Annotated in this window: 25 protein-coding genes; 6 read left to right on the top strand and 19 right to left on the bottom strand. The window is 59.6% G+C overall.

What is annotated here, in order from left to right; genetic code table 11:
* Positions 1-1,215, bottom strand: coding sequence for an MFS transporter (locus J5276_RS09585; protein ID WP_112155699.1), 1,215 nt, complete (start codon positions 1,213-1,215; stop codon positions 1-3).
* A gap of 176 nt (positions 1,216-1,391) precedes the next feature.
* Here J5276_RS09585 and J5276_RS09580 point away from each other — a divergent pair, with 176 nt between their 5' ends.
* Positions 1,392-2,126, top strand: a complete 735-nt coding sequence (locus J5276_RS09580) for a class I SAM-dependent methyltransferase (protein ID WP_111803596.1) — start codon at positions 1,392-1,394, stop codon at positions 2,124-2,126.
* 31 nt (positions 2,127-2,157) lie between these two features.
* On the opposite strand, the gene J5276_RS09575 is transcribed toward J5276_RS09580, so the two are convergent.
* From J5276_RS09575 to J5276_RS09560, 4 genes are all read right to left on the bottom strand, one after another.
* Positions 2,158-3,000, bottom strand: coding sequence for an MOSC domain-containing protein (locus J5276_RS09575; RefSeq protein WP_112178799.1), 843 nt, complete (start codon positions 2,998-3,000; stop codon positions 2,158-2,160).
* 10 nt (positions 3,001-3,010) lie between these two features.
* Positions 3,011-3,655 (bottom strand): HD domain-containing protein, encoded by a 645-nt coding sequence (locus J5276_RS09570; RefSeq protein ID WP_097102068.1) that lies wholly within the window; start codon positions 3,653-3,655, stop codon positions 3,011-3,013.
* Positions 3,652-6,423, bottom strand: a complete 2,772-nt coding sequence (locus J5276_RS09565) for a DUF2339 domain-containing protein (protein ID WP_112155697.1) — start codon at positions 6,421-6,423, stop codon at positions 3,652-3,654. Before J5276_RS09565 ends, J5276_RS09570 begins: the two co-directional genes overlap by 4 nt.
* A gap of 241 nt (positions 6,424-6,664) precedes the next feature.
* Positions 6,665-8,218, bottom strand: a complete 1,554-nt coding sequence (locus tag J5276_RS09560; protein ID WP_112178811.1) for a VOC family protein — start codon at positions 8,216-8,218, stop codon at positions 6,665-6,667.
* 292 nt (positions 8,219-8,510) lie between these two features.
* Here J5276_RS09560 and J5276_RS09555 point away from each other — a divergent pair, with 292 nt between their 5' ends.
* The 3 genes from J5276_RS09555 to J5276_RS09545 all read left to right on the top strand — a co-directional run bounded on the left by J5276_RS09555 (position 8,511) and on the right by J5276_RS09545 (position 11,245).
* Positions 8,511-9,554, top strand: a complete 1,044-nt coding sequence (locus tag J5276_RS09555; RefSeq protein ID WP_065661179.1) for an ABC transporter substrate-binding protein — start codon at positions 8,511-8,513, stop codon at positions 9,552-9,554.
* A gap of 87 nt (positions 9,555-9,641) precedes the next feature.
* Positions 9,642-10,430, top strand: a complete 789-nt coding sequence (locus J5276_RS09550; protein WP_003512279.1) for an ABC transporter ATP-binding protein — start codon at positions 9,642-9,644, stop codon at positions 10,428-10,430.
* A complete protein-coding gene (locus J5276_RS09545; RefSeq protein ID WP_003512280.1) occupies positions 10,427-11,245 on the top strand; it encodes an ABC transporter permease in 819 nt (272 codons plus the stop codon). Before J5276_RS09550 ends, J5276_RS09545 begins: the two co-directional genes overlap by 4 nt.
* Positions 11,246-11,362: 117 nt before the next feature.
* On the opposite strand, the gene J5276_RS09540 is transcribed toward J5276_RS09545, so the two are convergent.
* From J5276_RS09540 to J5276_RS09500, 9 genes are all read right to left on the bottom strand, one after another.
* Positions 11,363-12,046 (bottom strand): metal-binding protein ZinT, encoded by a 684-nt coding sequence (locus J5276_RS09540; RefSeq protein WP_112154976.1) that lies wholly within the window; start codon positions 12,044-12,046, stop codon positions 11,363-11,365.
* Positions 12,047-12,246: 200 nt separating this feature from the next.
* Positions 12,247-13,068 carry a mechanosensitive ion channel family protein gene (locus J5276_RS09535; protein WP_025592915.1) on the bottom strand — a complete coding sequence of 274 codons (822 nt, stop codon included), beginning with the start codon at positions 13,066-13,068 and terminating at the stop codon, positions 12,247-12,249.
* 79 nt (positions 13,069-13,147) lie between these two features.
* The gene (locus tag J5276_RS09530; RefSeq protein ID WP_019565367.1) at positions 13,148-13,666 is read right to left on the bottom strand and encodes a tyrosine phosphatase family protein; all 519 of its coding nucleotides are present in this window, start codon (positions 13,664-13,666) and stop codon (positions 13,148-13,150) included.
* Positions 13,663-14,298 carry a YfbR-like 5'-deoxynucleotidase gene (locus tag J5276_RS09525; RefSeq protein ID WP_162632955.1) on the bottom strand — a complete coding sequence of 212 codons (636 nt, stop codon included), beginning with the start codon at positions 14,296-14,298 and terminating at the stop codon, positions 13,663-13,665. The genes J5276_RS09530 and J5276_RS09525 overlap by 4 nt, the downstream gene beginning before the upstream one ends.
* Before the next feature lie 2 nt (positions 14,299-14,300).
* Positions 14,301-15,149 carry a folate-binding protein YgfZ gene (locus J5276_RS09520; RefSeq protein ID WP_112154983.1) on the bottom strand — a complete coding sequence of 283 codons (849 nt, stop codon included), beginning with the start codon at positions 15,147-15,149 and terminating at the stop codon, positions 14,301-14,303.
* Between the two features lie 190 nt (positions 15,150-15,339).
* Positions 15,340-16,107, bottom strand: a complete 768-nt coding sequence (locus J5276_RS09515) for a hypothetical protein (RefSeq protein ID WP_026330794.1) — start codon at positions 16,105-16,107, stop codon at positions 15,340-15,342.
* A gap of 14 nt (positions 16,108-16,121) precedes the next feature.
* A complete protein-coding gene (locus J5276_RS09510) occupies positions 16,122-16,379 on the bottom strand; it encodes a hypothetical protein (RefSeq protein ID WP_003496894.1) in 258 nt (85 codons plus the stop codon).
* Positions 16,380-16,484: 105 nt separating this feature from the next.
* On the bottom strand, positions 16,485-16,925 hold the full coding sequence (locus J5276_RS09505) for a TIGR02301 family protein (RefSeq protein WP_112154975.1): 441 nt from the start codon (positions 16,923-16,925) through the stop codon (positions 16,485-16,487).
* A gap of 178 nt (positions 16,926-17,103) precedes the next feature.
* On the bottom strand, positions 17,104-17,520 hold the full coding sequence (locus J5276_RS09500) for an NUDIX hydrolase (protein ID WP_003512297.1): 417 nt from the start codon (positions 17,518-17,520) through the stop codon (positions 17,104-17,106).
* 106 nt (positions 17,521-17,626) lie between these two features.
* Here J5276_RS09500 and J5276_RS09495 point away from each other — a divergent pair, with 106 nt between their 5' ends.
* Both J5276_RS09495 and J5276_RS09490 read left to right on the top strand, forming a co-directional pair.
* Complete coding sequence (locus tag J5276_RS09495; protein ID WP_026330795.1) at positions 17,627-17,950, top strand: YnfA family protein; 324 nt, start codon at positions 17,627-17,629, stop codon at positions 17,948-17,950.
* 10 nt (positions 17,951-17,960) lie between these two features.
* Entirely contained in the window at positions 17,961-18,722 is a 762-nt protein-coding gene (locus tag J5276_RS09490) for an SOS response-associated peptidase (RefSeq protein ID WP_013635816.1), read from the top strand.
* Positions 18,723-18,797: 75 nt separating this feature from the next.
* Here the strand turns inward: J5276_RS09490 and J5276_RS09485 are convergent, their stop codons facing one another.
* The 5 genes from J5276_RS09485 to J5276_RS09470 all read right to left on the bottom strand — a co-directional run bounded on the left by J5276_RS09485 (position 18,798) and on the right by J5276_RS09470 (position 24,439).
* A complete protein-coding gene (locus J5276_RS09485) occupies positions 18,798-20,090 on the bottom strand; it encodes a PleD family two-component system response regulator (RefSeq protein WP_174011307.1) in 1,293 nt (430 codons plus the stop codon).
* Positions 20,091-20,492: 402 nt separating this feature from the next.
* The gene (locus J5276_RS30355) at positions 20,493-20,624 is read right to left on the bottom strand and encodes a hypothetical protein (RefSeq protein WP_003496883.1); all 132 of its coding nucleotides are present in this window, start codon (positions 20,622-20,624) and stop codon (positions 20,493-20,495) included.
* A gap of 172 nt (positions 20,625-20,796) precedes the next feature.
* A complete protein-coding gene (gene pssA, locus J5276_RS09480) occupies positions 20,797-21,666 on the bottom strand; it encodes a CDP-diacylglycerol--serine O-phosphatidyltransferase (protein ID WP_003512304.1) in 870 nt (289 codons plus the stop codon).
* A 23-nt stretch (positions 21,667-21,689) separates the two neighbouring features.
* Complete coding sequence (locus J5276_RS09475) at positions 21,690-22,388, bottom strand: phosphatidylserine decarboxylase (RefSeq protein ID WP_003512305.1); 699 nt, start codon at positions 22,386-22,388, stop codon at positions 21,690-21,692.
* A 164-nt stretch (positions 22,389-22,552) separates the two neighbouring features.
* Positions 22,553-24,439, bottom strand: a complete 1,887-nt coding sequence (locus J5276_RS09470) for an ABC transporter ATP-binding protein/permease (protein WP_112154974.1) — start codon at positions 24,437-24,439, stop codon at positions 22,553-22,555.
* Positions 24,440-24,466 lie beyond the last annotated feature (27 nt).

Here is a 24,466-nt window from a genome sequence, read left to right as displayed (position 1 = left end):
TCAGGCCATCGCTGGCCGAGGTGCGGGTCGTTCCTGAATAGGCCAATGCACGATGGCCGCAAAAATCCCCATGCCGACGCCGAGCCACCAGACGAGATCGTAGGAGCCGAGCTTGTCGTAAAGGAAGCCGCCGAGCCAGACACCGAGGAACGAGCCGATCTGATGCGACAGGAATACGACGCCACCCAGCATGCCGAGATGGCGCGTGCCGAACATGATCGCCACCAGCGCATTGGTCGGCGGCACGGTGGAAAGCCACAGGATGCCCATCACGGCCGCGAAGATGATGACTGAAAGCGGTGACTGCGGCAGAAGCAGGAAGGCGGTGACGGCGATTGAGCGGGCGATATAGATATAGGCCAGCAGATAGGGTTTCGAATAACGCTGGGCGATGACGCCGGCGGCCAGCGATCCGATGATGTTAAAGAAGCCGATCAGCGCCATGGCGATGACCGCATAGCGGGGTTCGATGCCGATATCGCCGAGATAGGCCGGAAAATGCGCGGTGATGAAGGCCACCTGAAAACCGCAGACGAAAAAGCCGGTGGTCAAAAGCAGATAGCTCTTGTGGCCCAGCGCTTCTCTTAGCGCCTCGCCTGCCGTCTGCTTGAATTGCGTCTGTGACTGGCTGCCGGACGAGGAATTGCCACGCATCGGATAGGCCAGCAGTGGCACCAGCATCATCATCACGGCAAGCCAGACGAGACTGTCCGACCAGCCATAGGTGGAAATCAGGCCCTGGCTGATTGGCGCAAACAGGAACATGCCCGCCGATCCCGCCGCGGTGCCGATGCCGAAGGCAAGCGAGCGTTGCTGCGGCGTAACATGCCGCGCGAAGGCCGAAAGAATGACGCTGAACGAACCAGCTGCAATGCCAAGCCCGACAAGCACGCCACCACCGAAATGCAGCCAGAAGGGCGAAGTGCCGAAGGACATGCAGATGAGGCCAGCCGCATAGAGAAAGCCGGAAAGCACGAGCACACGGCCGGTGCCGAATTTATCGGCGATGGCGCCGAAGAATGGCTGGCCTAGACCCCAGAACAGGTTCTGCAACGCCATGGCAAGTCCGAAGGTGGAGCGGTCCCAGCCGGTATCGGCCAGCATGGGTAGCTGGAAAAAGCCCATCGCCGAGCGTGGCCCGAAGGTCATGACCGCGATCAGCGACCCGGCGACGATGATCGCCCAGGGCATGGTTTGGCGTGTGGCTTGCGACATGAAACTCTCCCGATGCAGCGCCTCGCCTCGTGGGACGCTGTGCCGCAAAATTCCCCTTTGATGAGAGGAATATTATCTTTTGCAAGGCTGCCCCACTAGCAACTTTTCTTGACGGCACTATTCGTGCGATTGATGAGACACTCAGGTGAAATGCCATCGGGCAAGGTGAGGCAACGATGAAGCAGAATATTTACGACGACCCGCAGTTTTTCGAGCGCTACAGCGCCATGCCACGCTCTCTGGAGGGACTGCGTCAGGCGGGCGAATGGCATGAGCTGCGCGCCATGTTGCCAGCGCTGAAAGACAAGACAGTTCTTGATCTCGGTTGCGGTTTTGGCTGGCATTGCCGCCATGCCGTAGAGCAGGGCGCGGCGCATGTCGTCGGGGTCGATCTGTCGGAAAATATGCTGCGCCGCGCCGCTGAGATAAACGGCGGCCCCGGCATCGAATATCGCCGCGCCGCGATCGAGGACATCGATTTTGCGCCGGAAAGCTTCGATCTGGTACTGAGCTCACTCGCTCTGCACTACGTCCGCGACCTCGATGCGGCATTCGCGAGAGTTTTCTCCGTGTTGAAATCCGGCGGCGACTTTGTCTTTTCCATCGAGCATCCCGTGTTCACGGCGCTGGACAAACAGGACTGGTTCTACGGCGAAGATGGCGAAATACTGCACTGGCCGCTCGATAACTATCAGAACGAGGGCGTGCGCCATTCCAACTGGATGGCGGATGATGTCGTCAAATATCACCGCACGGTGTCAAGCATTCTCAACGCCCTGCTGACTTCAGGCTTTGCGATCACGCGGCTCGCGGAACCGAGGCCCGATCCCGCCCTGCTGGCGGAGCGGCCGGAGATGAAACACGAAGACCGCCGTCCGATTTTCCTGATCGTCGGTGCGAAGAAGCCTTGATACGAGATCGTGAGATGCATCGCCCAGCAGCTTAACGCCTCTTGATCGCCCAGCCGTCCGGCCGTTCCTCGACTACCTTTGCCGCATCCCCAACAGCTAGCCTGCCTTCGCCGCGCGGTGTGACATTCCAGCCGAAGAGCGGGCCGGGCACGCGCCGGTCGCCGGACATGCGGATGCGGCCCATGGCCTTCATGGGGGAGGGTACATCGCGGGAGCCGGTTATCTGGTCCTGTGTCGTCATGATGCAGCGGGCGCAGGGCTTGACGAGGTCGAAACGGATGCCGCCGATCTCGATCGCCGCCCAGCGATCCTCCGCCCACGGCTCGTCCGTTTCCAGCACGATATTGGGCCGGAACCGCTCCATGCCAACGGCGTCTTCGCCATTTGCACGCATATTGTCGTTAAGGGCTGCAAGTGAAGCGGTGGTGGTGACGAGGATCTGGTAACCGTCCGCAAAGGTGACGGGCGTTTCGTTGCCGGTCCATTCAAGGCTCGCGATGCGTTTTGCGATGTCATCGAAGAACACCAGCTTCACCTCGCGCCCAAGCCACTCAGACAGTGTATCGTTGGTTTCGCTATCGGCGATATTGGCGCTGACGATCGATTTCCACACGGCGACATCCATGCGCTGCCCGGAAGGCCTGGCGAAAATCTTGCCACCTGCTTCCCGCGAAAGCACCATGCCGCCATCCGCGTGCTGTGCCAGAACCGTGGCAATATCAGGCAATTCGCGCTGGGTAATGAAGTGGCCCGAAGGGTCGGTCAGCATGGCGCGCCGGTCGCCAGGCAGGCCTTCCGCCGAAACATCGCTTTTCGAGAGGACAATGCCGCGCGCGCTTTTCAGCGGGTAGATGTTGAGTTCGGTCACACGCATTCAGGTCTCCTCAGATTTCGTCGAGAAACAGGTCCAGCACCTGTTTCAGCCGCTCATGGCGGGCCTTTGCCAGTTCTCGCCCGGTTTCGGTGCGGAAACCATCCGCAAGCTTGAACAGCTTGGTTTCGAAATGGTCGATGGCGAAGGCGCGATCATCAAGCGGACGGTCCTTTGCCAGCGGATCGGCCGGGTCGTAGAGCGCCGAACCCATGCGTCCGGCAATATAAAAGCAACGCGCAGCACCCACCATGCCGATGGCGTCCAGCCGGTCGGCATCCTGAAGGATCTTTGCCTCCAGCGTCTGCGGCTCGATATTGGCGGAAAAACTATGTGTGGTGATGGCATGCGCGGCGGCGTCAATATCGGCCTGACGCCAGCCAAGCCCGGCCAGAATGCCGGAGGCCTTTTCCGCCGCCAGCCGTGAGGCCTGCGCGCGAAGCGGCGAGTTCTTCTCCACAGCTACGCAATCATGCAAGAGCACGCTCGCCGCCAGCACCGTACCATCGCCGCCTTCGCCCGCATGGATGCGCATGGCGTTGCGGAAGACGCGGTGGATATGGGCAAGATCGTGTGAGCCGTCGCCCGCATCGGCGGCATGCGGTATCAGGTCCTGCGCAAGCGCCGCATAGGGCGCAAAAGCCTCAGCCGGGATCATGTCTTCGGCTGCCGGGTGAGGATTTTCTGATAGAACAGACCGATGCCGATCAGCACGACGCCAAGCCCGATGAAGGACAGCGCCCGCAGCACGCCCTCAAGATTGCTCATGTCGATCAGGAATGCCTTGGCGACGGAGATCAGCACGAAGGCGGCGGATGCCAGACGCAGGCTGCGGGCATTGAAGCGCGAACCGACGATGAGCAGCAATACGCCGATCAACAGCCAGACCACCGAGTAGCTGTAGGTCTCGCCCTGCAGGAAGCCTTTCCAGTTGGCAATGTTTTCACCCTGCCAGAAACGGCGGACCGAAAGCGTGGCCCAGGCAAAGCCGAGTGCGGCACCCGCCACGGCCAGCAGGCTGACATAGGCTGCAGGCCGCTTGCCGCGTGCGTAATAGGCAAGGCCGCCATAGGCAAGCGCCGGCAGCAGGTAACCGATCAGCAGCAGGTTGAGGAACGGGATGCGGCCGGTATTTTCGCCGGTGAAATAGGGGTTCAGCGTGAAGAAATGCATCACCAGCACGTTGATGACGGCGATAACGCCTGCAATCATCGAGCCGTAACGGAAGACGGGGCTGGGGCTCTTCAAATCGAGCGTCATCAGTACGCCTGAAAAACCGATGGTCAGCAGCGTATAGATCGACTGTTCGCCAAGCGTCGGCACGCTTTCGTCCAGTGTGCCGCCATTCATCGCATGGCGGATGAGGATTGCGACCGCCAGCAGGCCCATCAGGCTGGCGATGGCCTGCAGGAAGTTCTTTGCCCGGAAGCCCGGCCAGTCGCGCAGCATCCAGGCGGAGACGATGGCGAGCAGCGCCGGAATGCCGTAACCCGGCAGAAGCGCGTTGAAGACCGGCGTGAGCCCAAGATTTTGCGGCCCGACGATGGTCGGCTCCCAGGCGATGCGGCCAAGAACGGCAACACTTGCCACCGCCATGACCCAGGGCAGCACATCCCAGTTGCGCTGGCGGGTTGCCAGCACATAACCGAAACCGATGACGGAAAGCAGTATGGTTGTCGTAAGCCCCTCAGTCAGCGTGTGCAGGCTTAGCGCGAATGCGGCAAAGGAGCCGAGCACGAGGATGTTGAGCGGCTTGCGATAGGCCTCGTTGTTTTGTCGGTGCAGCCATTCGGCAGCGGCGATCAGCAGGAAACCTAGGCCGAGGCCATAGGCTGCATGCAGCCAGTCACGACCGAGATTTCCATATTCGACGAAGCTCGCGGTTCCGAGCCAGACCGGGAAGAGAGCTGCAATCCCCGCCCAGAGCTGGGCGAAATCCGGATCGTCCGCGCCCTTGCGTTTAAGGAAGGAAAAACCGCAGAGCAAAAGAATGGCGCCAAGACCAAGCGCCATGGCGATTTCAGCCATGTAGCCGGTTCGCACCGGCGGCAGCGCAATCGAGGTATCGTTGATGATGCCGATGAAATCGAGCCCGGAGCGAGACATCACCGAGACCGCAGCCTGCGCGCCAAGTGCTGCGATAATGGCGGGCCAGACCGCGTTGCGGCGGGAAGCACCAAGGGCCGCCAGCCCTGCGATGAGCGCTGAGACAATCACGGCCGGATGAAGGTCGATGCCGGCGCCGATGACGAGAAAGCTGAATGCCGGCAGGATCACGGCCATTGAGACGGTGAGATTGATGGCAAGCGACGGGCGCAGCAAAAGCCGCATGGCGCGAACGGCGCGCCGCCCGGAAGTTACGGTTTCTCCCGTTTCGGCAGGTGCTGCGTCGAAATAGCGTCCGGGCCAGAGGAAGATCGTACCCGCAAGCATGACGAGCAGCGCAAGGACCGGAGGTGCGGCACTGATCGTGTCGGCGATGGCGATATAGCCGAGCGCCCAGAGGCCGAGACCGGCATTGGCAAGCGAGGGAGCCACGGTCCAGCGCTGCCTGCGCGCGGCAGCAGCTGTCGCGAGCCAGGAGATCGTCAGGAAGATGAACAGCGCCCATACATCAGGCGTTTCGGTGGCGATCAGCGCAGGCGTCAGCATAGAGCCCAAAAGGCCAAGACCGGCGAGCGCCTGCCCGTGCAGAAGTGAAAGGCCAATAGTGGCGAAGGCGACAAGCCCGAGCAGGATGAAAGCGGTGGTGGGGCTTATGTAGTCGTAAATGCCGTAGGCGGCATAGATAACGCCGAACAGCGTCAGTGCACCTGCTGCCGTCAGCACGCCAGGTATCATGGCGTTGGAATAGGTGGTGGCGATACCAGGTACGGCCCTGCGGCGGATCGCCTCGCCGGCAAGACCGAGACCGAGGCCGAAAATGGCGGCGAGCGAAAGCCGCACGGCCGGGCTCAGGAGCCCAGACTCGATCGAATATTTGATGAGGAAAATGCCGCCGAGCGCCAGCGCCAGCCCACCTGCCCACACTGCCCAGCGTGCGCCCAGCAGACTTTCGAAGCTTTCCTTCGGGGCTGACGCGGATGCGGCCTCAGTGGAAAGCGCACTTGTCTCTTCCGCGCTGGCAAGGTTCTCCGCCGGCGCCATGGCCGCGGCCACTTCGGTTTCGGACGGATATTCCGTTTCGACGAACTCGTCTTCCGGCAAAGCCCGATCTTCTTCTTCCGCCCTGAAATCCGGGTTTTCCGCGGCTGCATCCGCCTCCGTCTGTGCGGCAAGAGGAGAGGCCGCCCCGGTGGCCATCAGCCGCTTCAGGCCGTGAACCTCACGCTCCAGCGACTTGATGCGGCTTGAATTGCGAATGCTTGCGAGCAGCGTATAGATGAAGGCTGCGATGACGGCGAGGATGAGAAACGGGATTTCCAAACAGACTCTCCAATTACTAAGCTGTTTTTAAAGCCGTTTTGGCGAATTTATGCAAGGCTTGGTTGAGGGATGCGGGAGGTTGCCGTTTGTTTCTTCTGCCCGCCGGGGAGACGGTGGCCCGAAGGGTCGGATGAGGGGAAAACGTTGCCCAATCTCGCGGCCTTTGCCCCTTATACCGCTGCCGTGGCTTTCTGGCCGGCGGGGGAGACTAAACCACGAGGCAACGTACTATCGTCAGATGTCACGCCGCAAGCCAGTGCCGTGCCGCTTCGATATCGGCAAACCCAAGATCGTGACCGTCATCGATCATTTGCACTTCTGCCCGCGCGCCGCCGGCCACAAGCCTGCCTTGCACATCTGCCGCTCTGTCGCGATATTTGTCGCGTTCTCCGGCTACGAGCAGGAAGTTGCGTCCGGTAAGATCACTTTCCGGCCATCTATCGAGAATCGGCAACGGGCGATAAAGCAGCGCATCCCCGGCAAGCTCCGGGTAGAGTGCCGCAAAGGCCGCATAGAAATTTGCGCCGTTGGAATGGCCGATGAAGCGCAGCTTCGAACGATCCAGACCATAGGACCGAATGGCGCCGTCAATGAAGGCGGCAAAGGCTTCCGCTTCCGAGACGATATCCTTCTGGTCGAAGCTGAAATCGGGCAGACGCCGGAACCAGCGGGCGATGTCTTCCTCCGTGCTGCGGCCACGCACGCCGAGAAGCGTGGCGCCCGGAGCAGCCCGGTGCGCCAGCGGCATCAGGCTGGTTTCACTGCCGCCGGAACCGTGCAGCAGGATGATGGTGCTGCCATCCGGCTTTTCGGGCGTATAGAAGCGGTGCACGAAGGGCAGGTCGCGATAGACGATACGTTCTTCGCCCGGCATCGAAAATTGCGGCAGCGCAACGCGCACATCCGCTTCGTCCTTCATGAAGAGTGGCGGGATGAACAAATTTTCGCCGAGTGCCTCCAGCGGCTCGTCCACGGTCATGCCGGGAGCGTCGGTCGCCATTTCAATCAGCACGCCGCCCGGTTCGCGGACATAAAGCGAGTGGAAATACTTCCGGTCGTGGGCATTCGTGGTGCTGGAGTTCAGCGATTTCAGCTCGGCCAGAACCGCGTTCAACTCGTCCAGATCCTTCGCGCGGAAAGCGATGTGGTCAACAGTGCCGGTGCCCGGGGCGCTGGACCAGAAGCCGGTCGCGTCGCGCACGTCGATGATGTCGCTGCTTTGCGATATGAGCCGGCGGATCGCGCCTGTCTGGCTTTCCTGCCGGTATCCGAAATATCTTGTAAGGAACGCCACGGTTTCTTCCGGCACCTCGCTCAGCATCGTCGCGCCATAAATCCGGCGAATGGCGTCTTCTGCCGGGATGTCGTTTGTCACATGCGGCGTGGCATCGGCGAAGGCGTTCGTGCCGACCAGCTTGACGATCAGGCCGTCAGGGTCTTTCAACCGGATGACAGGGGTTCCGAATTCGTCGGATGGGCCCTCCGCGCGGATGCCGAATTTCAGCGCGCGCGTCAGCCAGAAACCAATGCTGGCAGGGTTGATCGCCAGTGAAACTTCCAGCGTCTGGCCATAACCCACGCGGCCCTGCCCACCGTCTTCCCAGACGAGGAAGGTCAAAAGCGAGCCGGGCGAGGCGTTTCCGTCGCCGTAAAGCAGGTGAAGCTGCATGGCATCTTCAAAACCGGCAGTGCGTTTGACGAGCCTTAAGCCGAGAAAGCCGGCGTAAAAATCGACATTCGCCTGCACCTTCCGGGTGATCATCGTGATGTGGTGTATGCCCAGTGCAGAATTCATCTTGCCGTCCCCGCCGTTTTGCCTGCTGTTTGTGGCCCTATTTGTCCCACGCTGCGCCTGATCCGCAACCCCGGCAAGTGAGAACGCTGTGTTCGCTGCGTGAACGATGTTGCTGTCGCTTCGTTGCATGCGGGATGGGCAAAAATCGGGCTTTTTGCCTGCCGGTTGACCATGAATGCCTTTAAAATAAGCATACAAAATAACGGCTATTTTGTATGCAATTTTATCTTGCCTTGATGGCTGGAATTGGGTCTTATGCAACCAATCCAACCATAACCATCAGGGGGAATAGATGATATTAACGCGTAGGTTGTTGTCGAGAGCTCTGGCCATTGCTGCAGTCGGTGCCGCTGCCGGGCTGTCGCTGCCGGTAACGAGCGCCCATGCCGAAACGCCGGTAAAATTCACGCTCGACTGGAAATTCGAGGGACCTGCAGCAGGTTTCCTGCTGGCGTTGGACAAGGGATACTTCAAGGCCGAAGGCCTCGACGTGACGATCGACAGCGGTAACGGCTCGGTGGAGGCCATTCCGCGCGTGGCAACCGGCGCTTACCAGATGGGTTTCGGCGACATCAATTCGGTGATCAAGTTCCTCGATGAGGATCCGAGCCAGAAAGTCAAGGCCGTTTACATGGTCTATGAACGCCCGACATTTGCTGTCGTGGGCCGCAAGTCGCTTGGTGTGACTGGCGACCCGAAGTCGCTGGAAGGCAAGAAGCTCGGCGCGCCGCCGCCGGATGGCGCTTTTGCGCAATGGCCAGCCTTCAAGCAGGTCGCGGGGCTGGACGACAGCAAGATCAAGATCGAATCGATCGGCTTTCCGGTGCGTGAGCCGATGCTCGCCAAGGGCGATGTCGACGGCGTCTTCGGTTTTGCCTTTTCGGTGATCCTCAACCTGAAAAAACAGGGCATTGCCGATGACGATATCTCGACCATCCTGATGGCCGAGCATGGCTTGAATCTTTATGGCAATGCTGTGCTGGTAAACACTGATTTTGCTGAGAAAAACCCTGATGCCGTCAAGGGTTTCCTCAAGGCGCTGGCCAAGGGCTTCGCCGATTCCGTCAAGGCCCCTGAAGAGGGTGTGGCGGCCGTGCTCAAGCGTAACGAGACGCTCGACAGCGCGATTGAGCTGGAACGCCTCAACATGGCCAACAGCATGAACATCAAGACGCCCTATGTGGTGGAAAATGGCATGGGCGGCGTCGATCCGGCCCGGCTTGCTGCCTCCCTCGAGACCCTGAAAGTTTCCATGGGTCTGAAGGGCAACGTCAAGGCAGAGCAGGTCTTCGACGCGGCTTACCTGCCGCCCAAGGAAGAGCGCATGCTTCCCTGATTGATGTCACGGCGACCGCCCGGATCGCTTGCCGGTCCGGGCGGTTTGCAATTTTAAATAGCATGGGGGGCTGAAAAGGGGACTGCGATGTCACATCTCGTGGAAATAGACAATGTCGACATGCGTTACGGCGGGGCAGCCGGAACGCTGGCTGTATCCGGCCTCAACCTGACGGTCGACAAGGGGGAATTCGCTGCTGTCGTCGGCCCGTCGGGCTGCGGCAAGTCGACCCTGATGAAGCTGGTAACGGGGCTGCACATTCCGCAAAAGGGCAATGTCATCGTGGCCGGACGGCAGGTCACGGAACCGGTGTCCATTGTCGGCATGGCGTTTCAGAACCCGACGATGCTGCCCTGGCGCACGACGCTCGAAAATATCCTGCTGCCGCTGGAGATCGTCGAGAAACACCGCCGGCGTCTGCGCGCGCATAAGGCCGAATATGTCGCCAAAGCCGAACGCCTGCTGGAAATCGTCGGCCTCAAAGGCTTCGGCTCGAAATTCCCCTGGCAGCTTTCCGGCGGCATGCAGCAACGCGCCAATCTCTGCCGCGCATTGATCCACGAGCCGGACCTTCTCATGCTGGATGAGCCCTTCGGCGCGCTCGACGCCTTCACCCGCGAGGAACTGTGGTGTGTCATCCGCGATCTGCATACGGCGCAGCGGGTTACCATCATTCTGGTGACGCATGACCTGCGCGAAGCGACCTTTCTCGCCGACAAGATTTTCGTGATGAGTGCAAGGCCGGGCCGCGTGCTGGCGGAACACCGCGTGCCTTTTGCGCGACCGCGCCAGCTGGATATCATGTATGACAAGGGTTTCAACGACATGGTGCAGGAACTGCATGGCGAGATAGCGCAGGCGAGGGTGGCGGCATGAGTGCGTTTGTGGAAAGCAGCATGGCAACCGCGCCGTCGAAACCGCTGATCGCCCGGGTCAACTGGGTGAAGGCCGCCCCCTGGCTCTATACGCTGGCGCTGTTTGCAATGTGGGAGCTGCTGGTCTACGCGTTGAAAATGCCGCCAACCATTCTGCCGTCGCCCGTGCGTGTGGGGCAGGCCATCGTGCAATATTGGTCGCCGATCTGGAAGAACTCACTGCAGACGCTCTATACCACCACGCTCGGTTTTGCGATCGCCGTCGCGGCGGGTCTCGCCATCGGCCTCTTTATCGGCTGGTCGAAAACCATCTATGCCGGGCTTTATCCGCTGATGATCGGTTTTAACGCCATCCCCAAAGTGGCGCTGGTGCCGATCCTCGTCATCTGGTTCGGCATCGGCACTGTTCCTGCGGTTCTGACTGCGTTCCTGATTTCCTTCTTCCCTATCGTCGTCAACGTCGCGACCGGTTTGGCCACCATCGAGCCGGAAACGGAGGACGTGCTGCGCGCACTTGGCGCCAGGAAGATGGATATCATGCTGAAGGTCGGCATTCCGCGCTCCATGCCTTACTTCTTCGGCTCGCTGAAAATCGCCATCACGCTCGCCTTCGTCGGCTCGGTCGTATCGGAAACCGTCGCCTCCAATTATGGCCTCGGTAATATGATGAGTTCGGCGCAAAGCCAGTTCAACGTCCCACTGGTCTTTGCCGGTCTGTTGATGCTCGCCGTGGAAGGTATCGTCATGTATGCGATCATGGCCTGGCTCGAAAAGCGCATGACCGGCTGGGCGCATCGCTCGACCATGGGGCAGTGAGCGGGGAAAGGGCCGCATCAACTCGCATTGGTTGCCTTCTCCCCACTGGGGGGAAGGCGAAATCGTGACAATTCAAGGTTTAACCACAGGCTGCGGAAAACCAGGAAGAGTGCGGTCTTAATGCGCCGCCATTTCCTCGACGATCTCAGGGCCATCCATCTGGAACGGATAATAGGTTGGCCAATTGGTCACCTCGTCCAGAAGCGCCCTGCGGTCATTGCCCCAGTAGAGGTGGTAATGGCCGGCTTTTTTAGGCGCGATGGTGTGATCGCTGAACTGAATGAATTGCGGTGCATCCGCATCGCCGCCGGTCTTTTTGAAGATGTACCGCACGCCGCGATTACCCTTCTTGTAGGTCAGGATTTCCTGGCCGTCGCTGACATAAGTGCCTTGCGTTGGTTTGCCTTCCTTATAAAACGCCACGTTGTCGCCCTTGATGGTGATGCGATTGACATCCGTTTTGTAGCCAATTTCGTAATAGGCACGATATTCGGCTGCTGTCTTGTCGCCGTGGGCTGCCTTCTCCGCCATGATCCCGTCGAGAGAACCGTTCAGCAGATAGGGATAGACTGACTGCCAGTCACCTTCCCAGTCTGAAAGCATGCGTGGCTTCACCTGCGCATCCTCGAAGTAACCCTTGTAGATCTGTTTCTCGGCTTCGGTCTGGCCATGGCTGTGATCGTGGCTGTGACTATGCGCGGTGGACGTCTTGTCTTTTCCGGCCGCCAGTGCCGGGGCTGTCATCAGCAGCATGGAACCGATTGCAAGCGCGCCGGTGACGCGGGTGATGGTTTTTTGCATTCTTCTGGCCCTTATGTGGTTATAAATCGAAGGGTAAGTTATGTAATAACATTACGCATAAGTCGTATAAACACGTCCTGCGCCAGACGCAAGAGCGCCTGCCGCCACCCTTGCGCGAAAAATGGTGAAAGCCGGCTCAGGGCCTGCTTTCATATGGGAAAAAGTTGCATGGAGAAGGGAGCGGCTGGGACGCTCTTAATTCACGCGGTTTGCCCGGTTAATTCCGACTTGCGCTCATCGAAAGCGAGCTTCATTGCCTTCGTCACGTCACGCGTGGTTGCGAAGTAATTGTCGCTACGCGCCCAGTAGCGCAATTTCACGGTGGCGCTGTCGGCGCTGACCGAATCGACGAAGGTAACGGGGGCGGGGTCCAGCAGTACCCGGCTTTCCGAGCGCACCACACGCATCAGCATGTCCTGTGCCGCAGCCAGATCCTCGTCGCTCTTAACCGTCAGGCTCAATTCGTGGCGGCGTGAGGGAAAGCGGCTATAATTGGTGATTGGTACGTTCCACAGGGTGGAATTTGGCGCAAGGCGGTAAAGCCCATCGCTGGTTTTAAGCTCGGTCGCAAACAGGCCGATTTCGATCACCGTGCCGCTCACGGCGCCAGTCTCGATATATTCGCCAACCCGGAAGGGACGCAGCACCAGAAGCATGATACCGGCGGCGATGTTCTGCAATGTGCCCTGAAGCGCCAGGCCGATGGCGAGGCCGGCAGCGCCGAGTGCCGCAAGAATGGAGGCCGTCTGTACACCAAACTGGCCAAGCACCATGACCAGCACCAGAATAAGCACCACGTAACGGATGGCACCCGCAAAGAAACCGGCAAGCGTCGCATCGAAGCCGCGGATGCGGGACAGACCCTGAAAAGCCCAGCGCTGCAGGAAAGTCGCGGCCAGCCAGCCGATGATCAGAAGCAGAAGCGCACCGATGATCGAAAAGGAATATTGCACCGCCAGCGTGCTCGCCTGCCGTACCGCTGCCTGCGATGCGACGATGATATCCGTTGCCTGTTGTTCCATGAATTATCCCGTGATTCTTATTGCTGTTCTACTTTGGTAACGACTGGATGCCGCAGGGGTTCCGCCAAAAACGGAGCCGTCAGTTGGAGAGAGGCAGCACGAAGGGTACGTTGCCGTCCGTATCCGCGCCCCTGCCGATCGTCTTGATTGCCGCCACCAGCCTGCCATCCCGCCCAAGCAACCGGTCCCCGATTGCGATGATGCGGGCATTGGGGGTGGCGTAAGGTGAGGCGGTGCGCAGGCTGAGCGCAAGCGCCATCTCGTCCTGATCCGGATAAAGGCTGAGTGCTGCAATGACGGCTGCGGCAGGAGAGCGCGACACGCCCATCCAGCAATGGATGAGAAGCGGTGCGGACTGGTCCCATTCGCGGGCGAAATCGATCAGCCGCAGCACATGCGCATCGTCTGGCGCGATGAGATCGCCGGTGCCCTTGAAGCTGATGTCGTTCATCGCAAGGGTCAGGTGCCTTTCGGCTGAGATCACCGCCGGGCGGTGAAAGGTCTGCTCCTTTGCGATCAGCGTCACCATTTCACGGGCTTTGTGCTTCACGGCCATTTCCGCGATCCGCGACAGCGGCGATACGACGATAGAAGTCATTTAACTCCTCCAGCCGCGTTGCCGGTTTTGACCACGCGCATCGCCTCGATCGCCTCGAAGCGTTCAACGAACCGCTTCTGCGCCTCGGTCGAGGGAAGCGGGATAATGTCGAACATATCGCGGGTGATGCCGCGCGGCAGGCCGAAGAATTTCTGTGCCTCGGCAATGGAAAAACCGGCAAGCTCCGTCGCCTCGAAAAAGGCGGCAACCGTATCGGCTTTCTTGATGCGGTCCTTCAGCTCGCGCGAGGCATGCGGCGGCAGGCCAAAGCGCAGATGCACGGCCGCTTCCAGCCTTTTCTCCACGGTTTTATAACCGCCGCCGACCACGGATTTGAACGGCGAGATCATGTCGCCGATGACATATTCCGGGGCGTCGTGCAAAAGCGCCATCTGCATATCGTCGGGCGTCGCATTCGCACATATGCGGCAGAAAATGTTCTCCACGATGAGGCTATGCTGGGCGACGGAGAAGGCGTGATCGCCGCGCGTCTGGCCGTTCCAGCGGGCGACGCGGGCAAGACCATGCGCGATATCGGCGATTTCTACGTCGAGCGGTGAGGGGTCGAGCAGGTCGAGCCGCCGTCCAGAAAGCATGCGCTGCCAGGCGCGCGGACTTTTAGCGGACGCCACGCCTATTCCTCCGCCTGTACCGCAGGATCGACGACGGGGAAGGAGATGCCGCTCCAGGCCGGCAAGGCCACAGTCACGGGAACATTCTCGGCAATGAGCGGCGTGGCGGAGGCGAGCGCATCGGCAACGCGGTCTGTCCGCACGATGGCAAGTCCCGTGTTGCCGCAAACGGTTCCAATCGCCCCGACCGGTTTTCCATTGGCGGTGATTTCGGTTCCGGTTGCGGGAAGCGCGCTTTCAGCCGAAACGGTGACGACCCGCCGTCTTGCCGTGCCGCGATGTTTCATGCGCGAGACGACTTCCTGACCGACGAAGCAACCCTTTTTGAACGAGACGCCGTCATTCACATCCATCAGCACATCATGCGGAAAAGCATCCTGCAACACGTAATCCCGGCCGGATTCGGCAATTCCGTACTCAATGCGCAGGGCATCATATGCCGTTATGTCGCCGGAGGCCGAAGCACCCGGCACGCGGAACAGATTGATGCCGGCCTTGCCGAAACGGCCGTCCTTCGCGCCCGCCTCCGGCACGCTTTCGCTCCAGAAAACGCTGACGCCTTCTATCGGTTCGGCCTTGAGATCGACGGGCGCGCGCAGCTTGTACATGGTCAGGCGGCGCAGCAACGCATCCTGTTCGGCAGCGCCCGACTCGATCAGATAATCCGGCCCATCGCGCGCGATCAGGAAATCGAACAGAATCTTGCCCTGCGGCGTCAGAAGTGCCGAGGCGCGCGCCTCGCCTTGCGGCAGGTTTTCAACATCGGCCGTGATCAGATTGTTCAGAAACTCTTCGGCACCCGTGCCGGAAACTCTGATCAGGCGGCGGTCGGCAAGAAAGGCGGAAGGCATGGCATCACCGTTCGGTTCATCGAAAGCATTTCCGGCCAGGGTTGCTGTGGGCTGCCCGAGGCAATCTGAAGAAATGCTCTCTTTTTGTTTTCGCGCAGTTCCATTTGCAGAACCGCGACGCGGTTCTGCTGAATTGCTCATGCCGCACAGTTAGGATTTTTGCAAAAGAACGGCAAGCACCGCCGCGCGATCAATCGCCGGCGGTGAAGAACTTCCACTTGCCATCGGGCGAAATGCCGATGCGGTAAAAGCTGTAATTACCGTATTCCTGCATATCAGCCAGATCGCCCGCCGTGATGATGCGCAGCAGCTCTACCTTTTCCGGCGCAGTCAGCGTATTGAGCGGCTTTCCGGAGAAATAGGGGAAAACATAGGCTTCATCCGGGGTGCCGGCGTCGACATGGGCATAACCCGTGGAAAGCAGATCGATGATGATCGCCAGCACTTCCAGACCGTCGGGGTCGCCAGAGTAGCTTTTCAGCGCTGCGATCGGGTCGTCGCTGTCATTGCCGTCGATACGGAACTGCTTGTCGCTGGCGGCGATGAAAGGCCGCAGTTTTTCGATATCGCCCGAAGAGGCGGCGTCGATGATCTGCTGGCGAAGCTTGCGCACAGCTTCCGGCGCCTTTGAAATATCATGCTCGATAACGACCGACATTTCCGGCGTGTTGCCCGGCTTGGCGGGTTGCTGGGTCGATTGACCGGCGGAACGGTCGACCAGAGGGTCGGGCAGTGGAATGCCGTCCGAATCACCTTCGATCTCGTCGGGCTCGGGAGCCTGGGGCCGTTGCGGCTGTTCGCCACTTTGGGCTTGCGGCTCGCCTTCGGTATTTTGTGCGGGTTTCAGCTCGGAAAGCGCAAAGGCGCGGCTGGGCAAGCCAATGGACCCGGCGGTCAAGGCAGCCAAGATGGACAGCATGGCGGAAGAGCGCAAAAGCCCCTTGCTCAGGCAAGACATGACAGACCCCGACTTTACTGTATCACGCGCTGCGGGGAAAATTCGCCTTCAAGCATGCGCTGGCGCAGCGATTCCAGCATTGCTTCAGCACCGGCTTCGCCGTGCATACGGATGGTTTCGCGCATGGCCAGAGCGATTGCGGCATCGGCGATGATCTCCGGCTCGATGCCGTCGGCCATGCCGTCAGCCCATGCCTCGTTCTGGTGTTCCAGAGCGACCTGCATCTTTTCATGCACGATCATGTCGTCGATTTCGTTACGGCTCGTCTGCATTTTTCATCCTCGACAGGGCGGGCAAGTCCTTACCACCCTGTTAACAACACTAGCAGCCTTTTATCAAAACGGCACGGGCTGCGGCGAAAAGAGGTTAACAATCCGCTAATTTCCGAACCTGGACGCAATTTCCTGGGCGAGTGTTGCCCCTTCGTTACGGTAGCCCTCTTCTGCCATGACGGCGGCGCGTGTGCAACTGCTGTGGATGGCCGCAAATGAACGATATCCACGGTTGAATGCAGCCGTCATGCGCTGGCGCCTTTCAGGTTCGTTGGCCGTATCGGCCGCCAGAAGATCGCTCATTGATTTGCGCCAGTCCTCCGGACCGGAGGAAGGGCACAGGGTTCTCAGATATTGCACCGCCCCCAATATCTCCGACAGCCGTGCCAGCCTGTCGTCATAGGGAGCGGGTTTGGGCGGTTGTACTTCCGGCGGGCGAACGTCACTGGAAGCAGCCTTCGAAGGCTGCGCATGAGCGACGCCGTCTTGCCCGGCGGGTGCAAGAATGGTCAGGAAAAAAGACAGGAAAATGGTTGGCCGTATCAAAATTTTATTCTGCCCCACACATACTCGTGAACACCCGGCGGGCGGATTGGTCCTAAAGCCATCGCGGTCTTTCAGACCGCCCCGTCAGCTTTAGGTCTATATCATGTCGTTATCGCAAAACTGCTGCACAGTGTTGCGCGACATCCTCTAGATAATAGCGATTCTGGCTGGCTGGCAATCACGCAAGCAGCCGCTCGGCGCATTCGACGACGCTTTCCGGTGCCGGCAACCGGCGGATTTCCGACAATGTGAACCAGCCTGCATCCGCCGCGTCGTCGGCCGCCGTCACCGCCGGGTCCGCGTCCGTTTCCACGGTAAAGACGGAGAGGAAATAGTGGCTCGTCAGCGCACCTTCGGGGTCGCGCGACGGCAGGTCATAGGTCGCAAACAGCTGCGGTTTACGCGCGACGATACCGGTTTCCTCCTGAAGTTCGCGCAGCGCCGTCTCGGCTGGCGTTTCACCCTCTTCGCCGCGCCCGCCCGGAAAGGCGAACATGTCTTTCGACGGCGGATTTATACGGCGCACGAGCAGCAGCCGATCTCCATTGCGGACGATGGCGGAGGAGGCGGGGCGGGGCTTGATACGAAGGGTCATGAATGGTTTCGCTTGTTTAAGCCGTCTTGGGCCTGTCTATATTGGTCAGGGAATACCGATAGTATATTCGGGAATCGCATCGATTGTGCACGCAGAAGACGGTGGAATGAAGGTCTATCTTATTTATGCCCTGGCCGCTGTTGCGGAAATCGCCGGTTGCTTTTCCTTCTGGGCCTGGCTGAAGCTTGGCAAGACGGGCTGGATATTGCTGCCAGGCATGCTGGCGCTCGCCGCTTTCGCCTGGGCTTTGACGCTGGTGCCGACCGAGACCGCGGGCAGGGCCTATGCCGCCTATGGCGGGATTTACATTGCCGCATCGCTTCTCTGGCTCTGGGGCGTTGAGGGGCAAGTACCGGATAGATGGGATATCGCTGGCGGTGCCGTCTGCCTCGCGGGCACGGCTATCATTTTATTCGGTCCCCGGGCCTGAGGAGCAGACGATGTGCGGACGTTTCGTACTCAAAGCGACACCGGAAGAGATTGCCGATTATCTTGACCTGATCGGCCTTGAAGATTTTCCTGCCCGTTTCAACATCGCGCCCACACAGCCGATCCTGATCGTGCTGGAGGGTGAACGGCAGGAGCGCGGCAGTAACCTGCCCAACCGGCGGGCCATGCTGGTGCGTTGGGGTTTTCTGCCCGGCTGGGTCAAGGACCCGAAGGATTTTCCCCTCCTCATCAATGCGCGTTCGGAAACGGCCATCGGCAAGGCATCCTTTCGAGCTGCCATGCGCCATCGCCGCGTGCTGGTGCCTGCCACCGGCTTTTACGAATGGCGGCGCCCGCCGAAGGAGGAGGGCGGCAAGCCGCAGCCCTATTTCATCCGCCCGAAGAACGGCGGCATCGTCGCCTTTGCCGGCCTCATGGAGACGTGGTCTTCCGCTGACGGGTCCGAGGTCGATACCGGCGCCATCCTAACCACCGCTGCCAACGCCGCAATCGGCCGCATTCACGACCGTATGCCGGTGGTAATCGCGCCGGAGGATTTCAGCCGCTGGCTGGATTGCAAGACGCAGGAGCCGCGCGAGGTGGCCGACCTGATGCGCTCGGTTCAGGATGATTTTTTCGAGATGATCCCGGTATCGGACAAGGTCAACAAGGTCGCCAATGTCGGCGCTGACCTTATCGAGCCGGTGCCGGAAAGCGCGCCGCTCGCGAAAATGAGGCTACCTAAGGATGATGGCCAGATGTCATTGTTCTGATGTGCTTGCTGGCATTCGAGGCTGGTCATCGCGGATCGACCCGGTCACTCCACAGTTGACCATCCTGCGCCCGTCTTACCCGTTCCGCCCGATTTTCTGCAGGCCTTCCTGGATCATGATGTCGGAATAGACGCGGTTGCGGCCGTTCGCCTTGGCGAGGTAGAGCAGTTGGTCTGCGGCATTGAGCTGATTGTCGAAGGGTTCGCCCTTTTCGATTTCCACGACGCCGAGCGAAATCGTCAGCGCCAGGCTGCTGCCGCTCAGCTGGCGGCCGTTCTTTTCGACGGCACCGCGCAGCTCTTCGCAGAATTGATAGGCGGCATGCGCATTGAGCCCACGCAGGAACACGGCGAATTCCTCGCCGCCAAGGCGCGCGGGAATGTGGCGCTGCTCATGGCACATGTCGTGCAGCAGTTCGGCAAGCTTCTTCAGCGCCCTGTCGCCGGCATCATGCCCCAGTGTGTCGTTGATCTTCTTGAAATGGTCGATGTCGAGAATGGCGACTGCGCCGTTCTCGTCATTGTCGTTGATGACGTCCATCAGTGCCCGCGTACGCTCGAAGAAGGAGCGGCGGTTCGGCAGACCGGTCAGATGATCCCGCTCTGCCAGTTCACGCAGCCGTTTCAGCTGTTTCAGCGTTTCGATATTGTTGTCGATGCGGCACTGCAATTCTTCCGGCACGAAGGGACGGTAGACGAAATCCGATGCTCCGGCCTTGAGGAAGCTTGCCGAAAGCAGCCGGTCCGTGGAGGACGAGATGCCGATGACCCGCAGGTCTTCCGAGGAACGGCTGTCGCGGATGCGGCGCGTCAGCTCGTAGCCGTCCATGTCAGGCATATGGTAATCGGTGATGACGAGCTGAATCGATGGGTCCTGCGACAGGATTTCCAGCGCCTGCTTGCCAGAATGGGCTTCGCTGACCCTGAAATTCTGCCGTTCGAGGATTTCCACGAGGCCGGAACGCGCTGTCCGCACGTCATCCACCACCAGCACGGAAAACAGTCTGTTGGTCAAAATCCGCTCGACCGTTTTCACCACGGCATCAACGGTGCGATGGCCATCCTTGACGATGTAGTCGATAATCTTCTTTTCGGCGTAGCGCTTGCGCGCCTCCTCATCCACCGTGGCGGTGAAGACGATCGCCGGCACCTTGTGGTCGGCAAGAAGTGCGAGAATTTCACCCTTCGGCGCATCGGGCAGATTGAGACCGGTGAGTGCCAGCGTGAAATCATGGGCGCGCAGCAGGATATCGGCCTGCGCCATGCTGTCACAATGGATCACTTCGGCTGCCGTTTCCTCCGAAAGCCGCGACTTCAGCAGCATGGAAAGAGCAACGGAATCTTCAATCAGAAGGATTTTATCCTGCATGCCGTATGAAGCCCCCCATGGCCCGTCTTCGTTGGTTTTCCCGCAACATCCGAATTGGTCCGATACCGCCTGTCAACGGCATCGAAAATCGGCCTTGTTCGCTGTAGCAGGAAGAATCGCTAAAGTAGAAATTTTTTTGATGCTCAGTAGTCGATGCGAGACTATCCGTACAGTCGTCCCGTGGAAGTCGAATACTTTACTTCGTTTTGGTTGCAGCTTCGTTACAGATCGGGAAGTTTTATAAAACAGGCCGGTTATGCGGTTCTCGATGGGGGCCGCACAAATGGAGACGGCGCTAATATTAGCGCCGCACATTTAACCGGATGTTTTTTCGGATTGACCGTTACCATCGCAAAGTCTGCGAGGCCTTGGATGCTATGCTTTTAAGAAAAGCGAATGTTTTCAAGCGGTTTTGGCGGCGGGCTTGCGCTTCAGCATCAGGGCTGCGGCCGCAACGGCCTTCAGTCCGAGCGGTCGGTAGTGGCTGTTGAGGTCGGGCTTCGCCTGCGGCTGTGCCTTCGTCTCGTTCGTCATTTCTCTTTCTCCACAATTCACGTAAATCGCCGTTTCGATGCGTGTGAGCTACTTCTTTCGTCGGTAATCTTGACGGATTCGAGGCGAAAGAAAGCGAAGCTCGCTTTTCGGGCTGCGACATTTTGTGTCACGTCAAACGACGGTTCGGGGGAGAAAAATAATACCTGCGGTTTCAAATACCGCGATCGAGGCCGTTGCCGCCATTGGCGTCGTCATGCGCGTCTTCCTCAATCGTCAGCGTGCCATAACGGCGGTGCCAGAGGCGGGCGCTGATGGGGATGAACACGAGATAGGCAGCAACCGTCAGAACCAGTACCTCCCAGGTGAAGCTCATCAGCATCGCGACGTAAAGAACGACGACGAGGATCATCGGCAACACCAGATCGCGGCGAATGCGGCTGGTACCTGACTTCCCCGACCAGACCGGCAGGCGGCTGATGAGAAGATAACCGATCAACACGGTGTAGGCGGCGGCGATATAGGCGAAGGGCTTGCCTGGCTCGACACCAAGGAAGCCGAGATAAACAGGCAGGAGCACCAGCATGGCGCCCATCGGCGCCGGAACGCCCACGAAAAATTCGTTCTGCCACGGCGCCTTCACCGGGCGCTCGATCATGACGTTGAAGCGCGCCAGACGAAGGCCTGCGGCAATCACGTAGATGAGGGCGGCGATCCAGCCTATCGAACGCGCCTGATCGAGCATATAGATATAGACGACGAGGGCAGGGGCGACGCCGAAATTGACGATGTCGGCCAGACTATCCATCTGTTCGCCGAATTTGGATGTCGCCTTCATCATCCGGGCGATGCGCCCGTCGATGCCGTCGAGGAAGGCGGCAAGCAGCACCATGCCCACGGCCAGCTCGAACCGGCCTTCAATGGCGAGGCGCACGCCGCTCAGGCCCGCGCAGATGGCCAGAACGGTGATGAGGTTGGGTATCACGAGGCGAAAGGGAATTTCCCTCAGGCGCGGCCCACGGCCGCTGTCGTTGCGGCCCTCATGTTTTCCGTTCTGTTGCGGCTCCGAGATCGGCGTTTCCATGGCGCATGCCCTTCCTGTTTTCGTCAGCCGCGACGGCTAAGGACCGGACCCTTGGCGGAGCCGAACTCGGCCAGAACCGTTTCGCCGGCAATTGCCGTCTGGCCCACCGAAACGCGCGGCTGAAAACCTTCGGGAAGGAAGATATCGAGGCGCGAACCGAAACGGATAAGACCGAAACGCTCGCCGGCATCAACTGGTTCATTCGGCTTGACCCAGCAGACGATACGGCGGGCGACCATGCCGGCAATCTGCACCACGCCAACCTTGCCATGCGCTGTCTCGATGACGAGGCCGTTGCGCTCATTGTCTTCGGAGGCCTTGTCCACTTCCGCATTGAGGAAGAGGCCGGGGCGGTAGGCGACATTGACGATACGGCCGCGCACGGGCGCGCGGTTCACATGGCAGTTGAACACGTTCATGAACACCGAAATGCGCACCATCGGCTCCTTGCCGAGTTCCAGCTCCAGCGGCGGAACGACGGTCTGGATGGCGGACACCTTGCCATCGGCAGGGCTGATGATCAGGTCGTCATCCTGCGGCGTCACGCGCTCGGGGTCGCGGAAGAAGTAGGCGCACCAGGCCGTCAGCACCAGACCGACCCAGAACAGCGGTTCGGATATCCAGCCGAGCACCAGCGATGCGACGAAGAAGGCGGCCACGAAGACGTAGCCTTCCTTGTGGATCGGTACGATGGTGTTGCGAATGGTGTCGAACAGATTCATAAGTTTCCTTGCTCCGGTTTCCGCCTGCCGCGTCTGTATATGGTCGTGATACGACATCATCCATACGGGCATGCGACAAAGTTCGCTTAGCTGGTTACAGCCAAACTCCCCGCCCGGCAATGGTCCGGTTGGTGTGCCGCCCTGTTGTCAGGGGTTTATGCCCGTCAATGCGCGGGTTCGCCGCGGTCCACAACGCCAAGATCGTCGGTTTCGCGAACATGGCGCAGCATTTCCTCTGCGCGAATGGCTTCGCGCTGGCGGCTCCACATCGAGGCATAAAGCCCGTTCTGTGCCATCAGCGAGGCGTGGGTTCCGCGCTCGGCGATTAAACCTTCCTTCAGCACGATGATTTCATCAGCGCCGATGACGGTGGAGAGGCGGTGGGCGATGACCAGCGTCGTGCGGTTTTTCGAAACGATATCAAGCGCGCTCTGGATTTCCTGTTCCGTATGGGTGTCCAGCGCAGAGGTTGCTTCATCGAGAATGAGGATCGGCGGCGCTTTCAGAATGGTTCGGGCAATCGCCACGCGCTGCTTTTCGCCGCCGGAAAGTTTTAAGCCCCGTTCGCCAACCATGGTGGCGTAACCCTCCGGCAGTTTGCTGATGAAGGCGCTGATCTGGGCCGCATCCGCCGCTGCCGTGACCTCCTCGGTCGTTGCCGAAGGGCGTCCGTAACGGATGTTGTAGGCGAGCGTATCGTTGAACAGCACGGTATCCTGCGGCACCATGCCGATCATCGAGCGCAGGCTCTTTTGCGTCACGTCGCGAATGTCCTGCCCGTCGATGGTGACGGCGCCTTCCTGAATATCGTAGAAACGATAAAGCAACCGCGAGATCGTCGATTTTCCGGCACCCGAAGGACCGACGATCGCCACCGTCTTGCCCGCAGGCACATCGAAGGAAATGCCCTTCAGGATCGGTCTTTCCGGATCGTAGGCGAAATGCACGTCGCGAAAGGAAATGGCACCCGGTCCGGCCACAAGCGGCTTCGCATCCGCCCTGTCGGTAACCTCAGCCTCGACTTCGAGAAGTTCGAACATCTGTTCGATGTCGGTCAATCCCTGGCGAATTTCACGATAGACGAAACCGATGAAGTTCAGCGGTACCGAAAGCTGCAGCAGGAGCGCGTTGATGAACACGAAATCGCCGATGGTCTGCTCGCCGCGTTGCACGGCCATCGCCGACATCACCATCATGACAGTGGAGCCGATGCCGAAGATCACGCCCTGGCCGAAGTTCAGCCAGCCGAGCGACGTCCATATCGAGATCGCCGATTTTTCGTAACGCTCCATGGCGACGTCAAAGCGCTTCGCCTCCATCTCCTCATTGCCGAAATATTTGACGGTTTCGAAGTTCAAAAGTGAATCGATCGCCTTGGTGTTGGCGTCGGTATCGCTGTCGTTCATGGCGCGGCGAATGGAGATGCGCCAGTTGCTGGCCCGCACGGTGAACCAGATATAGGCCCAGACGGTGACAACCGTGACCAGCACATAGGAAAAGCCGTAGGAGGTCCAGAAAATGATCGCCGTCAGCAGGAATTCGATGAAGGTCGGTGCGGTGTTGAGAATGGTGAAACGGACAATGGTTTCGATGCCCTTGGTCCCACGCTCGATAACCCGTGAAAGCCCGCCGGTCTTGCGCTCCAGATGGAAGCGCAGGGAAAGCCGGTGCATGTGCACGAAGGTTCTATAGGCGAGCTGGCGCACGGCATGCTGGCCGACGCTGGCAAACAGCGAATCGCGCAGCTGGTTGAGCCCGACCTGTATTAGCCGCGTCAGATTATAGGCGATGACAAGCGCGACAGCACCGAGCAGGAAGGCCGGAACCAGCCCGACCATGTCCAGCTTGCCGTTCAGCGCATCCGTTGCCCATTTGAAGAAATAGGGAACGAGGATCAGCACCAGCTTGGCGACAACGAGAAACGCCGTCGCCCAGATTACCCGCATTTTCAGGTCAAGGCGGCCTTCCGGCCACATGTAGGGCCAGAGGTTGATGAGGGTCTGCGTGGGATTGCTGGAATCCGCCGAAATGGTTTTTTTCTTGGTGGCCATCATTTGCTCCGGGCACTGCCGGAAGCC

Origin of the sequence: Agrobacterium sp. S7/73, from assembly GCF_019355535.1 — a bacterium.
GTDB classification, from domain to species: domain Bacteria; phylum Pseudomonadota; class Alphaproteobacteria; order Rhizobiales; family Rhizobiaceae; genus Agrobacterium; species Agrobacterium tumefaciens.
This window is presented reverse-complemented; position numbering and strand designations above follow the sequence as displayed.

Bases quoted from the DNA above. Each gene is read 5' to 3' on its own strand.
- J5276_RS09540 (WP_112154976.1), bottom strand. From the start codon at position 12,046: ATGCAAAAAACCATCACCCGCGTCACCGGCGCGCTTGCAATCGGTTCC.
- J5276_RS09500 (WP_003512297.1), bottom strand. From the start codon at position 17,520: ATGACCCTTCGTATCAAGCCCCGCCCCGCCTCCTCCGCCATCGTCCGC.
- J5276_RS09560 (WP_112178811.1), bottom strand. From the start codon at position 8,218: ATGAATTCTGCACTGGGCATACACCACATCACGATGATCACCCGGAAG.
- J5276_RS09520 (WP_112154983.1), bottom strand. From the start codon at position 15,149: ATGCCTTCCGCCTTTCTTGCCGACCGCCGCCTGATCAGAGTTTCCGGC.
- J5276_RS09535 (WP_025592915.1), bottom strand. From the start codon at position 13,068: ATGGAACAACAGGCAACGGATATCATCGTCGCATCGCAGGCAGCGGTA.
- J5276_RS09470 (WP_112154974.1), bottom strand. From the start codon at position 24,439: ATGGCCACCAAGAAAAAAACCATTTCGGCGGATTCCAGCAATCCCACG.
- J5276_RS09555 (WP_065661179.1), top strand. From the start codon at position 8,511: ATGATATTAACGCGTAGGTTGTTGTCGAGAGCTCTGGCCATTGCTGCA.
- J5276_RS09495 (WP_026330795.1), top strand. From the start codon at position 17,627: ATGAAGGTCTATCTTATTTATGCCCTGGCCGCTGTTGCGGAAATCGCC.
- J5276_RS09570 (WP_097102068.1), bottom strand. From the start codon at position 3,655: ATGATCCCGGCTGAGGCTTTTGCGCCCTATGCGGCGCTTGCGCAGGAC.
- J5276_RS09580 (WP_111803596.1), top strand. From the start codon at position 1,392: ATGAAGCAGAATATTTACGACGACCCGCAGTTTTTCGAGCGCTACAGC.
- J5276_RS09550 (WP_003512279.1), top strand. From the start codon at position 9,642: ATGTCACATCTCGTGGAAATAGACAATGTCGACATGCGTTACGGCGGG.
- J5276_RS09515 (WP_026330794.1), bottom strand. From the start codon at position 16,107: ATGTCTTGCCTGAGCAAGGGGCTTTTGCGCTCTTCCGCCATGCTGTCC.
- J5276_RS09490 (WP_013635816.1), top strand. From the start codon at position 17,961: ATGTGCGGACGTTTCGTACTCAAAGCGACACCGGAAGAGATTGCCGAT.
- J5276_RS09510 (WP_003496894.1), bottom strand. From the start codon at position 16,379: ATGCAGACGAGCCGTAACGAAATCGACGACATGATCGTGCATGAAAAG.
- J5276_RS09575 (WP_112178799.1), bottom strand. From the start codon at position 3,000: ATGCGTGTGACCGAACTCAACATCTACCCGCTGAAAAGCGCGCGCGGC.
- J5276_RS09530 (WP_019565367.1), bottom strand. From the start codon at position 13,666: ATGACTTCTATCGTCGTATCGCCGCTGTCGCGGATCGCGGAAATGGCC.
- J5276_RS30355 (WP_003496883.1), bottom strand. From the start codon at position 20,624: ATGACGAACGAGACGAAGGCACAGCCGCAGGCGAAGCCCGACCTCAAC.
- J5276_RS09545 (WP_003512280.1), top strand. From the start codon at position 10,427: ATGAGTGCGTTTGTGGAAAGCAGCATGGCAACCGCGCCGTCGAAACCG.
- J5276_RS09585 (WP_112155699.1), bottom strand. From the start codon at position 1,215: ATGTCGCAAGCCACACGCCAAACCATGCCCTGGGCGATCATCGTCGCC.
- pssA (WP_003512304.1), bottom strand. From the start codon at position 21,666: ATGGAAACGCCGATCTCGGAGCCGCAACAGAACGGAAAACATGAGGGC.
- J5276_RS09485 (WP_174011307.1), bottom strand. From the start codon at position 20,090: ATGCAGGATAAAATCCTTCTGATTGAAGATTCCGTTGCTCTTTCCATG.
- J5276_RS09475 (WP_003512305.1), bottom strand. From the start codon at position 22,388: ATGAATCTGTTCGACACCATTCGCAACACCATCGTACCGATCCACAAG.